We start from the raw sequence: 11,374 nt of genomic DNA, 5'->3' as shown, positions 1-11,374 counted from the left end.
ATGACGCAGGACAAACTCCGGTCAGGAGTTTGTCTTACTGAAAAATGCAACGCAGATTCCGCCGGGACCCGTATGGGTTCCGATTGTGCTTCCAATGGAACTGATAGGCAGTTCTTCCACATAAGATTTCCAGAGATCGGTGTTATCTTCTATGTATTTTTGCAGAAGGGAATCTTCTAATCCGGTATAACCGAGACAAAGCGGCATGGAGAAATCAATACCATTGCATTTTGCAATTTCCTCCCGGAGCATATTGCAACCGTTTTTTGAGCCGCGAGCTTTTCCAAGAACGGCAACCTCCCCGTCTACAATTGCGATAACCGGCTTAATGGAAAGCAGATTTCCGGCGAGAGCGGCAGTCTTGGAAATGCGTCCGCCGCGTTTTAAATATTCTAAGGTATCTAATAACGCCAGAACGCGGACATCTTTCTTTTTCTGATCCAGAGCTTTTGCAATTTCAGAGGCAGAAACACCGGCATCTCTGAGACGGCAGGCATACATCACAAGAATCTGTTCGCCAAGACATACATTTTCGCTGTCAACGATCGTAATACAATCTTCATAACCATCCAATGCAATATTGGCACTCTGAAAAGTACCGGAAAGCCTGGAGGAAAGTGTGATGACAACTGCTGTGTCTTTTTTTTCTTTCACATCTGCATAAAGCTGCTCGAAATCATGTGGCGGAATCTGGCTTGTGGTCGGCATACAGTCACTCTCGATCAGTTTTTCATAAAATTGCTGGTGGCTTAATGTGATGCCATCCAGATATTCTTCCGTACCAAAAATTGTTTTCAAAGGTAAAAAATCAAGTCCTAATTTATCTGCCTGTTCCTTTGTCAGATCAGAGGCAGAGTCTATTATAATTCGTACACTCATCATAATCTCCATTTCAAAAATATTATTTTTGACTTCAAACATTGTGAAATCCGTTCTGAACAATGAAATAGTTTAGCCAGAAAAATTTATTTTGTTAAAATGCTTTGAGAATCAAACTATTATAAACAATAGGCGAAATGAAATAGAATGTCAATAGTATTTTGATAATCAAACTAAATGGAACGCATTGAATAATTATGAAACAATCCATTCATACTAATCATAAAATTGCTTCGCAAAACAAGGAGGCTAAATCCTGCACAGCTTGCTGGGCATTGCTCCGTGTAAGGACAGTCGCATTTTGCTTCGCAAAACAAGGAGGATTTATGAGTTCATTATGGACGGAAAATATAGAAATGCCGGAGTTCCCGACTTTGGAAAAGGACATCCGGACACAGGTTTTGATCATTGGCGGTGGTATGGCGGGTGTTTTGTGCGCCTATTTTTTACAGCAGGCGGGTGTTGATTACTGTCTGTTGGAAAAAGACCGCATCTGTCAGGGCGTGACCGGGCATACAACTGCAAAAATTACGGCGCAGCACGGATTGATTTACGAAAAATCATTACAGTCCATGGGACAGGAGCGTGCAGAACTGTTTCTGAAAGCAAATTTAAGAGCAGTGGAAAATTATAAAAGTCTGGGGCGTTTTCTGGACTGTGACATGGAAGAGACAGATTCTTATCTGTATTCTGTCAGGGAGCGTCGGAAGTTAGAGAGTGAAATACAGGCATTGGGCAGTCTTGGATTTCAGGCTGATTATACAGAGGACACGGAGTTACCGTTTGAAGTGGAGGGAGCAATACGGTTTCCGCGGCAGGCGCAGTTCCAGCCACTCAAATTTGCCGCCGGGATCAGCAAAAATCTGAGAATCTATGAACATTCCGAAGTGCGTGAGATGACAGAGTATTTTGCATTGACAGAAAAAGGTTCAGTCGCAGCAGAGAAAATTATCATTGCGACACATTTTCCGTTTATTAATACGAGAGGTTCCTATTATTTAAAGTTATATCAGAATCGTTCTTATGTACTTGCCTGTGCATATGGAAAAAATCTGAAGGGTATGTATCTTGAAGCAGATAATATCGGATTGTCCTTGAGAAATTACGAAGACTATCTGCTGATAGGCGGAGGCGGCCAACGGTCTGGAAAGGAAAAAAGCAACTGGGATTTACTGCGCGATATCGCAAAGGAATATTTCCCGGAAGCAAAGGAACGCTATTTCTGGGCAACACAGGACTGCATGTCTCTGGATAAAAGACCATACATCGGTCCATACAGTAAAAATACACCGGATCTATTTGTGGCAACCGGATTTGGAAAATGGGGGATGACAGGTTCCATGCTGGCAGCAATGATCTTGTCAGACCTCGTACAGGAAAAACACAATGAATATTCTACTGTTTTTTCACCATCACGCAATATGTTAAAACCACAGTTAATTTCTAATCTGGGTCATGCACTTGTGGGGATTGGAAGGATTGGCGGAAAAAGATGCAGTCATATGGGATGTGTCCTTCAGTGGAATAAAGAAGAACAGACGTGGGAATGTCCATGTCATGGCTCAAGATTTTCAGCAGATGGGAAGGTGTTGGATAACCCGGCCTGTGATGGACTAAAAAAGAAACATAAAAAATAGGTATTGAGATTCAAAATAAGCAGTGGTATGATACAAAACCGGAATAAAAACAAAGGAGAAAAATCATGAAATATGTAAGACAGCTTTTAATTATTCTGTTCATTTCTTTTTTAGGTGAACTTTTAAAATATATCATACCACTATCCATACCGGCGAGTATTTATGGCATGGTACTTCTTTTCCTTGCATTGGAATTGAAAATTTTAAAGGTATCAGACATCAAAGAAACAAGTAATTTTCTGATCGAGATCATGCCATTGATGTTTGTGCCGGCCGGAGTAGGACTTCTTGATTCGTGGGGAGCTCTGCAGTCAATCTGGATACAGGTGGTTGTCATTACGCTGATCTCAACGGTGATCGTCATGGGAGTTTCCGGAAGCATCACGCAGTTTGTGATCCGTAAAGGAAAGAAAAAGGAGGAGTAAGAACATGAAATCATTTTTAACAGATTCCGTTTTCTTAGGGGTTGTAGTCAGTCTGTTGACCTATGAGTTTGGTTTATGGTTTAAAAAGAAAGTAAAAATCGCAATATTTAATCCACTTTTAATTTCTGTAATTGCAGTTATGGTATTTCTGGTGGTGTTTCATATAGATTATGCAGATTATCAGGAAGGAGCAAAATACATAAGTTATTTGTTGACACCGGCGACTGTCTGTCTGGCAGTTCCTCTGTATGAGCAGTTTGAGTTACTCAGGAAAAATCTGAAAGCTGTCATAGCAGGAATTATTTCCGGGGTATTTACCAGCATGACATGTATTCTGGTTCTGGCTTTGCTTTTTCGTTTCGATCATCAGCAGTATGTTACATTACTTCCAAAATCTATCACAACAGCGATCGGAATGGGAGTTTCTGAGGAACTTGGTGGCTATGTGACAATTACTGTTGCGGTCATTATCATCACAGGAATTTTTGGATACATAACAGCAGATGCGGTATTAAAACTTTTTCATATTGAAGAACCTATCGCAAAAGGGATCGCAATTGGTTCTGCCTCCCATGCTGTAGGAACTGCAAAAGCGATGGAACTCGGCGAGATAGAGGGGGCAATGAGCAGCCTTTCCATTGCGGTTTCCGGTATTCTGACCGTTGTTGCCGCTATGGTTTATGCTAATTTGTTATAAAATTAAATTTGCTGTCTGTCTGTGACTATGTCAGATATATTTCTCCAAAAACAGGGAAAATGTGCAAGGATTATGGAAAAACTTACAAAAAAATTTATTCGGTGCAATAAAAACATCTATTTGTGCATTAATAGAGTGAAAGGAGTGAAATGATGATACTTTTTGCCTTGACGTCGGACATTAAGCAATCAACAGACTATGCAGATTTGGACAGTCTGCTTTACGGCATTTCCAACGGTGACAAGAAGTGCCTGGAGCAGCTGTATCAGGTTACGCACACATCTGTTTACAGTTTTGCCCTTTCGGTTTTGAAAAACCACCACGATGCAGAGGATGTTCTCCATGACTGTTACGTTGCTGTATGGAATGGAGCAGAAAGCTATGTTTCCCGGGGAAAACCGATGGCATGGATTATAACCATTGCAAAAAATCTGTGTTTGCAGCGGATGAGGGAGCGCAAGAAAGCGGAATGTACATCGCAGGAAGGCTGGGAACTTGCTATCCCGGATACTGATATGCTCACAATGGAGGACAGAAGTATTCTCGTCACCTGCATGGAACAATTGTCCGATGAGGAACGGCAGATAGTGATGCTTCATGCGGCGGTCGGATTTAAACACAGGGAAATTGCCAGGATTATGGAACTTCCGCTGTCGACGGTACTTTCAAAATATGCACGAGCCTTAAAAAGGCTGAAACAATATTTGCAATAGGAGGTGGCAGCAATGACAAATGACGAATTGAATGAGAAGATCCGGCAGGCATGTACTCACGCAGCACCGGATGTGTTGGATGCTGTTCTTTCCGACTGCAATGAGCAGAAAGGACGAGTGATATTGATGACGACAGAAAACAAGAAAAAACATGGGCAGTTCGAATGGCAGGTTTGGCTGCCGGTTTGTGCCTGATCCTTGGAGGTGGATTGGGAGTCAGGAATTATCAGGTCAATCATACGGTAGATGCTACGGTTTCGCTGGACGTAAACCCGAGCGTGGAGATTAAGATCAATCAGAAGGAACGTATATTGGATGTGATTCCGCTGAACGAGGATGGCAGAACCATTGTCGGTGACATGGATTTCTCAGGCAGCAGTCTTGATGTTGCAGTGAATGCCATAATCGGTTCGATGCTTCAAAACGGCTATCTCAATGAGCTGGCCAATTCCGTTTTGATCAGTGTGGACAATAATGATCCGGTTCGGGGCATGGCATTGCAGGAACGGCTGGCGGACGAAGTCAATAAACTGCTTCAGACCGATTCATTCAGAGGGGCTGTATTGAGTCAGACGGTTGTAAAGAGTGATGAGCTCCAGCAGATGGCAGAACAATATGGGATTACGCTCGGAAAGGCACAACTGATTCAGGAGATTCTCGGCAAAAACTCTTTACACACATTTGATGAACTTGCTCCATTGTCCATCAATGAACTGAATATTCTGCTGGGGAAGGAAGGGGCAGAAACCCATGTTGAGGTTGTTGGAACGGCCAGTGAAAAGGGATATATCGGGGAGACAAAGGCCAAAGAGATCGCACTGGCAAAGGCGGGTGTATCTGAGAGCGACCTGACATTTTATACAGTTGGACTGGACACGCATAAGGGAGTCATGGTCTATGATGTAGAATTTATTTCGGGCAGTTACGAATTTGACTGTGAGGTTAACGCAATGACCGGTGAAATCGTAAAATTTGAAAAAGAATACGATGGCGCTGCTGTTTCAAATGTATCGGTTGAAGAGCACGGGGAGCAGTCGGAGCACAGTCAGACGGAAGAAAACCAGGCTGTCAGCAATATTTCACTGGAAAAGGCCAAGGAGATTGCACTGGATCATGCAGGGGTAAAAGCTACAGATGCGACTTTTGTAAAAGCAAAAAGTGACTATGAAGATGGACGTGCTGTTTTTGAGATTGAGTTTGTTGTTTCTTCCGGCAATACCATCAAGGAGTATGATTATGAGATTGCTGCATCTGACGGAAGTATCATAAGCTATGACTACGGCATTGAAGGAGATAGTACACCTACAGCAATACAAGCAGGCAGCAGTCAGAATACAAGTGAAATTTCACTGGAAAAGGCCAAGGAGATTGCTTTATCCCATGCCGGTGTTGCAAGTGCCAATGCTTTTGAGATGGAGGGAAAACTGGATTGGGATGATGGCATGTCTATTTATGAGATTGAATTTAAAGCTGGAGGCTATGAGTACAGCTATGAAGTTGATGCAGCCACAGGATCGATTGTCGAATTCGATAAGGAGTGGGATGATTAAGTGATTCCAATTCGGTAACCAAACCCGCAGAATTTCATAAAATAATCTGAAAATATTTTTATGGAAGAAAATATGTATTGTCAGAATCGAATCAGTTATCGTGTACAGGAAGGAGACTCTCTGTACAAACTTGCAAAACAGTTTCATACAACCGTAACCGAACTTATCCTGCTCAATTCCGGGGTGAACCCATACAATCTTCAGACGGGAATGCGCCTGACGATCTGCCCGGGAGAGGGATATGTGGATGAGAATGAGAGCAAACCATCCGAGGGGAACACGAACAAACCAACTAAGACTCCTGTGGGTGGAATTGTCATTATCCCGGGAACCACAACGCAGCCGGGAAACAACATGGGCGTGGATCTGCGACAGCGCATGCGCATGGCATGGCTCAATCATATTACACTTGTAAAATTCTATCTCATCAGTTTTTTTGAAAACCTGTCAAGCCAGAATGCGTGGAAAGACGCCGTGTACAAAAATGCAGAGGAGATTCTTGCGATTTTTGCTCAGTATTATCCGGCTTCAGCAATGCATAGATTCCGCAAACTTTTTATGGAGCATTTGCGTCTGACCGATGAAGTTGCAGCCGGCTTAAAGGCTGATCCGGCTTTTTCGGGAGCAGCTATGGAAAACTGGTATATCAATGCGGAGGAAATCGCATCCTTTTTGAGCAGACAGACACCGGTCTACAACGAGACAGAGTTGAGAAAAATGTTCTACGATCATCTTGATATGGAACGTCAGCAGATGGAAGCATATCTGGACGGCGATTATGAGACAGATATTGAAATTTACTTAAGATCACAGCAGAATATGATCGAGCTCGCCGATTTTCTTACAAGTGGACTTCTTGCGCGGTAAATCGTAACAATCATATTATTACTTCTGATTTTAAGTGCCATAATCATAAATTATAAGTGGTTGACATAATTCTAAGTAAGAACGCAGAAAAGCCGAAAAACCGCTTTATTTTAAGAAAAATAGTTTGACGAAATTTGCATTTATGATAAGATATAGTCGTTAGTCCTGACCGGGAAAAAGAAAAACTGCAATCAGGAAAGTGACGGCTGGCTGTGATCGGCCGGTGATAATAGAGAAACAGAATCGAAGGAGTTTGAAAAAATGATTAAAGTTGTGAAATTCGGTGGAAGCTCTCTTGCAAGTGCAGAACAGTTTGCAAAGGTTGGTAAGATTATCCATGCAGACAAAGAGAGAAGATATGTAGTGCCTAGTGCACCGGGAAAAAGAAATTCTAAGGACACAAAGGTAACGGATATGCTGTATGCATGTTATGACCTTGTGGAAAAGGATGAAGATTTCCGTGTGATGTTAATGAAAATCAAAGACCGTTATGACACAATTATTAATGGTTTGAACCTAAAACTTTCTTTAGAGGAAGAATTTAAGAAAATCTCCGAGAATTTTAAAAATAAAGCAGGTGTTGATTATGCAGCGTCCCGCGGTGAGTATCTGAATGGTATCATTATGGCAAACTACCTTGGATATGAATTTGTGGATGCGGCAGAAGTGATCTTTTTTGATGAGGATGGCAACTTTATGCCGGAGAAAACAGATAAAGTACTGTCTGAGCGTCTTGCAAAAATAGAGCGTGCGGTCATTCCGGGATTTTACGGCGCAAAAGAGGATGGAACCATCAAAACATTTTCGCGTGGGGGTTCTGATATCACAGGATCTATCGTTTCGCGGGCAGTGCGGGCAACCTGTTATGAGAACTGGACCGATGTCTCAGGATTTTTGATCGCAGATCCAAGGATCATCGACAATCCAAAGCCGATCAAGACGATCACTTACCGTGAACTCCGCGAGCTCTCCTACATGGGAGCCGGCGTACTGCATGAGGATGCGGTATTCCCTGTGCGCAAAGCTGGTATACCGATCAATATCCGTAATACGAATGCACCGGAAGATGAGGGAACATGGATCGTGGAGAGCACCTGCCATCAGTCAAAATATACGATCACCGGTATCGCAGGTAAAAAAGGTTTCGTTTCTGTAAACATTGATAAAGATATGATGAACTCCGAGATTGGATTTGGCAGAAAAGTGTTATCTGCATTTGAAGATAATGGGATTTCATTTGAACATATGCCATCAGGAATTGATACAATGACAATCTTTGTACACCAGCCGGAGTTTGAGGGAAAAGAGCAGGCTGTCATTTCCGCTATCCACAGATATGCACAGCCGGACAGCATTGAGCTGGAGAGTGATCTTGCACTCATTGCAGTTGTTGGCCGTGGTATGAAATCCACACGCGGAACAGCAGGAAGAATTTTCTCTGCATTGGCACATGCAAACATCAATGTAAAAATGATCGATCAGGGATCATCTGAGTTAAACATCATTATTGGTGTAAGCAACGCAGATTTCGAGAATGCGATCAAGGCGATTTATGATATTTTTGTTATCACACAGTTATAGGATAAATGAAAAAACAAACTACTTTTCGTAAGACAATTGAAAAAGTATGGAAGAATAGGGCTGCAATCGTTATCGCAATTGCAGCCACTGTTTTTATGTGCGGATTGACGGCGCTGGAGTTTGTGGCGCTTCGGATGGAATGGAATCTTCCGGTGCTTGCGTATGTGACAGGTGATTCTGACAGCTATATTTTTGAGGAATACAGAAGTGATGAGATGAAACTGGATGAAAGCACGGAAAACGTAATGTTAGAAGAGGATATGCTGCAAGGCGAAAGTCAGAGCGAAAATTCCGGGAAAGATATCACACAGGGTGAAAGCCAGAGTGAGGATGATATTGTGCCAGGAGAAGGAAAGAACGAGAATGTTCGGCAGGAAGATACAGTGCAGGGCGAAAATCAGCAGGAAAAAGATTCGCAGCAGTCTGCTTCAGATGAAGCGGAATTTCCATATTACATAAAAGTAAATCGCAGACAAAACTGTATTACCGTATATACTTCAGACGAAAACGGCGAATATACGGTTCCGTATAAGGCAATGATCTGTTCCACAGGATTGTACAATGCAACACCGTGCGGCACATTTCATTTATCAACCAAATATCTATGGCGGGAACTGTACGGAAAAGTATATGGTCAGTATGCAACCCGGATCACAGGAGGCGTTTTGTTTCATTCGGTTCCATACTATAAAAAATCAAAAAGTGCTCTGTGCACAGAAAAATATAATAAACTTGGACAGCAGGCATCTATGGGATGTGTGCGGCTCACGGTGGAAGATGCAAAATGGATCGCAGATAACTGTCCATCGGGAACAACCGTGGAAATTTATGAGGATGATGATCCGGGACCATTGGGAAAACCTGAGGCAGCGCATATTGATACAGACAGTCCGAATAAAGGCTGGGATCCGACAGATCCGGATGTAGAGAATCCGTGGCATCAGCTGTCAGATGATGAATAAAAAATAAACATGAAAAAGGCGACATCGAAATTTTTTTTCTTTCAATGCCGCCTTTTAAACTATTTCGTCCATGGGACTATACCTCGCTATTCTTTTTTCTACTGTTCGTTCTGTTTGCCGCTTCATTTTGAAATTTCTAAACAATTTTTCTTATTGCCTATCATTTCTTTTATGAAACTCTCAAACAACTCTTTTGGACTTCTTCGCTTTTCTCTTCAATCTCTGAACCTGTTTTCTTATGACATTTGGAATTGTATCATATAAGAATGTTTCTGATCTGATACTAATTCAGGATTCCTTTCTTAGGATCGTCATGTTTTCATTTCATCTTTTGAAGGTAAAACCGAATGCAATTACTGTTTTGGTGGACTGTACCTCGATTCTTTTAAAATTCTTTTGGGTAAATCGTTATGTTTCTGGTGGTCCGTACCTCCTGTCTTTCATATTCTATTAGGTATTTCGTTACGTTTCTGGTGGACTGTACCTCCTTTATTTTTTTCTCTCTTGTTTTTTGTTAATTTAGTTATAACAGATAAAATAGAAAATGTCAATAATAAAATTAGAAAAATATAAAAAGATTTTTAAAGATAAAAATAATTATATTAATTTTGCGAAATATTCAGAAAATATAAAAAGCATAAAAAATATAAGCAGGAACGAAAAATCCATATGCAGGACAACTTTGCAAAACATCAGATGGGAAGGAACCGGGAAACATTTCTTTCATATAATAAAATGAAGGGAGCGTAGGTGTGAAGGATATGAACGGTCAAACAATACTTCTTATAAGTGATATGCGTCAGGTATATCTGGCAGAAATCCTGACAAAAAAGGGGATGAGTGTGCGCTGCCTGGACATCAGAAACAGTCAGACAGTAGAAGAACAGCTTTTAAAATTAAAAAAATTTCTTGCCGGGGCGGCAATGCTGGTGCTTCCAATCCCGGTAACAAAAGTTCCAGAGCAGGAGCGGCTGAATGAAATTTTAAATAAAAATCTGGCAAATGATACGCTGGTGCTTGGTGGATGTTTTACAGAAGAACAGCGGGAACTTTTGGACAGGAGAGGAATCCGTTACCTTGATTTTATGGAGGATGAAGTGGTGGCACAGGAAAATGCGGTGGCAACGGCAGAGGGTGCGATCGCAGAACTTACCAACCACAGTCCTTATAATATAGAAGGTGCCAAAATTCTGGTGACCGGATACGGAAACTGTGGAAAGGCAATCGCAAAGAAACTCCGGGGACTGGGAGCGAGGGTGACAGTGCTTGCCAGACGCCGCGAGGTAAGAAAGCAGGCAAAAGAAGATGGATTTTATGCAGTTGATTTTGCATTCGGACCGGAGGAGGCAATGGGAGCGGCAATGCTTGTAAATACTGTGCCGGCACCGGTTGTGACGCGGGTGATCATCAAGGAACTTCCGCGTGATGCCTATATTCTGGATATTGCCTCAAAACCTGGCGGAACAGATTTTGCATGTGCAAAAGAGTTTGGCATCCGGGCAGATTTAGTGCTTGGCATTCCGGGAAAATATGCGCCAAAAGAAAGTGCATATATTCTGGAACGATCCATGGAACGTTTTGCCGCAAAGCAAAAAAGCATAGACAGATAGATTCGTTTTTACAGAAAATGTGTGACAGAAAATATAGGTAATGAAATGATTCTTGATTTAAATAGAGCAGGAAGGTATGGAAAATGGATTTTTCAAAATGTAATATCGGACTTGGAATCACAGGTTCCTTCTGTATGTTTTCAAGAGCCAGAAAGGAAATAGAAAGGCTGACAGAACTTGGCGCAAATGTGATCCCTATTTTTTCATTTAATGCACAGACCTGTGATACCAGGTTTGGAAGCGCAAAAGATTATGTGGAAGGGATCTGTGATATCACAGGGAATGAGGGAATACGCACTATCTGCGCAGCGGAGCCAATCGGACCGAATAATTTTCTGGATATCATGGTGATCGCACCGTGTACCGGAAATACTGCGGCAAAACTCTGCAACGGGATCACAGATACACCGGTTCTTATGGCAGCCAAGGCACATATGAGAAATGGAAAGCCGC

12 protein-coding genes are annotated in these 11,374 nt (G+C 42.0%); 11 read left to right on the top strand and 1 reads right to left on the bottom strand.

Features of this window, described 5'->3' with window-relative positions:
* Window positions 1-21 precede the first annotated feature (21 nt).
* Window positions 22-921: a DegV family protein gene (locus tag ROSEINA2194_RS13300; protein ID WP_007888114.1), complete on the bottom strand. Its 900-nt coding sequence runs from the start codon at window positions 919-921 to the stop codon at window positions 22-24.
* A gap of 284 nt (window positions 922-1,205) precedes the next feature.
* Here ROSEINA2194_RS13300 and ROSEINA2194_RS13295 point away from each other — a divergent pair, with 284 nt between their 5' ends.
* The 11 genes from ROSEINA2194_RS13295 to ROSEINA2194_RS13245 all read left to right on the top strand — a co-directional run.
* Window positions 1,206-2,516: an FAD-dependent oxidoreductase gene (locus ROSEINA2194_RS13295; RefSeq protein WP_044928069.1), complete on the top strand. Its 1,311-nt coding sequence runs from the start codon at window positions 1,206-1,208 to the stop codon at window positions 2,514-2,516.
* A gap of 65 nt (window positions 2,517-2,581) precedes the next feature.
* Window positions 2,582-2,941: a CidA/LrgA family protein gene (locus tag ROSEINA2194_RS13290; protein ID WP_007888112.1), complete on the top strand. Its 360-nt coding sequence runs from the start codon at window positions 2,582-2,584 to the stop codon at window positions 2,939-2,941.
* A gap of 4 nt (window positions 2,942-2,945) precedes the next feature.
* On the top strand, window positions 2,946-3,638 hold the full coding sequence (locus ROSEINA2194_RS13285; protein WP_007888111.1) for an LrgB family protein: 693 nt from the start codon (window positions 2,946-2,948) through the stop codon (window positions 3,636-3,638).
* Between the two features lie 149 nt (window positions 3,639-3,787).
* Entirely contained in the window at window positions 3,788-4,351 is a 564-nt protein-coding gene (locus tag ROSEINA2194_RS13280) for an RNA polymerase sigma factor (RefSeq protein WP_007888108.1), read from the top strand.
* A 12-nt stretch (window positions 4,352-4,363) separates the two neighbouring features.
* On the top strand, window positions 4,364-4,546 hold the full coding sequence (locus ROSEINA2194_RS13275) for a hypothetical protein (RefSeq protein WP_007888104.1): 183 nt from the start codon (window positions 4,364-4,366) through the stop codon (window positions 4,544-4,546).
* Entirely contained in the window at window positions 4,516-5,901 is a 1,386-nt protein-coding gene (locus ROSEINA2194_RS13270; RefSeq protein WP_007888102.1) for a PepSY domain-containing protein, read from the top strand. The genes ROSEINA2194_RS13275 and ROSEINA2194_RS13270 overlap by 31 nt, the downstream gene beginning before the upstream one ends.
* 72 nt (window positions 5,902-5,973) lie before the next feature.
* The gene (locus ROSEINA2194_RS13265) at window positions 5,974-6,768 is read left to right on the top strand and encodes a LysM peptidoglycan-binding domain-containing protein (RefSeq protein WP_044928066.1); all 795 of its coding nucleotides are present in this window, start codon (window positions 5,974-5,976) and stop codon (window positions 6,766-6,768) included.
* Between the two features lie 261 nt (window positions 6,769-7,029).
* The gene (locus ROSEINA2194_RS13260; protein ID WP_007888096.1) at window positions 7,030-8,349 is read left to right on the top strand and encodes an aspartate kinase; all 1,320 of its coding nucleotides are present in this window, start codon (window positions 7,030-7,032) and stop codon (window positions 8,347-8,349) included.
* Between the two features lie 5 nt (window positions 8,350-8,354).
* Window positions 8,355-9,311: a L,D-transpeptidase gene (locus ROSEINA2194_RS19840; RefSeq protein ID WP_007888095.1), complete on the top strand. Its 957-nt coding sequence runs from the start codon at window positions 8,355-8,357 to the stop codon at window positions 9,309-9,311.
* Window positions 9,312-10,072: 761 nt separating this feature from the next.
* Window positions 10,073-10,921 (top strand): dipicolinate synthase subunit DpsA, encoded by an 849-nt coding sequence (locus ROSEINA2194_RS13250; RefSeq protein ID WP_007888076.1) that lies wholly within the window; start codon window positions 10,073-10,075, stop codon window positions 10,919-10,921.
* A gap of 83 nt (window positions 10,922-11,004) precedes the next feature.
* Window positions 11,005-11,374: dipicolinate synthase subunit B (locus ROSEINA2194_RS13245; RefSeq protein WP_007888074.1), on the top strand; the 370-nt coding region annotated here is incomplete at its 3' end.

The organism is Roseburia inulinivorans DSM 16841, assembly GCF_000174195.1.
GTDB lineage: Bacteria > Bacillota > Clostridia > Lachnospirales > Lachnospiraceae > Roseburia > Roseburia inulinivorans.
The sequence above is the reverse complement of the archived record's forward strand: the minus strand, read 5'-3'. Positions and strand labels throughout refer to the sequence as shown.

Excerpts from the sequence above, each read along its gene's own strand:
- ROSEINA2194_RS13300 (WP_007888114.1), bottom strand. The coding sequence starts at position 921 with ATGTTTGAAGTCAAAAATAATATTTTTGAAATGGAGATTATGATGAGT.
- ROSEINA2194_RS13295 (WP_044928069.1), top strand. The coding sequence starts at position 1,206 with ATGAGTTCATTATGGACGGAAAATATAGAAATGCCGGAGTTCCCGACT.
- ROSEINA2194_RS13290 (WP_007888112.1), top strand. The coding sequence starts at position 2,582 with ATGAAATATGTAAGACAGCTTTTAATTATTCTGTTCATTTCTTTTTTA.
- ROSEINA2194_RS13285 (WP_007888111.1), top strand. The coding sequence starts at position 2,946 with ATGAAATCATTTTTAACAGATTCCGTTTTCTTAGGGGTTGTAGTCAGT.
- ROSEINA2194_RS13280 (WP_007888108.1), top strand. The coding sequence starts at position 3,788 with ATGATGATACTTTTTGCCTTGACGTCGGACATTAAGCAATCAACAGAC.
- ROSEINA2194_RS13275 (WP_007888104.1), top strand. The coding sequence starts at position 4,364 with ATGACAAATGACGAATTGAATGAGAAGATCCGGCAGGCATGTACTCAC.
- ROSEINA2194_RS13270 (WP_007888102.1), top strand. The coding sequence starts at position 4,516 with ATGGCAGGTTTGGCTGCCGGTTTGTGCCTGATCCTTGGAGGTGGATTG.
- ROSEINA2194_RS13265 (WP_044928066.1), top strand. The coding sequence starts at position 5,974 with ATGTATTGTCAGAATCGAATCAGTTATCGTGTACAGGAAGGAGACTCT.
- ROSEINA2194_RS13260 (WP_007888096.1), top strand. The coding sequence starts at position 7,030 with ATGATTAAAGTTGTGAAATTCGGTGGAAGCTCTCTTGCAAGTGCAGAA.
- ROSEINA2194_RS19840 (WP_007888095.1), top strand. The coding sequence starts at position 8,355 with ATGAAAAAACAAACTACTTTTCGTAAGACAATTGAAAAAGTATGGAAG.
- ROSEINA2194_RS13250 (WP_007888076.1), top strand. The coding sequence starts at position 10,073 with ATGAACGGTCAAACAATACTTCTTATAAGTGATATGCGTCAGGTATAT.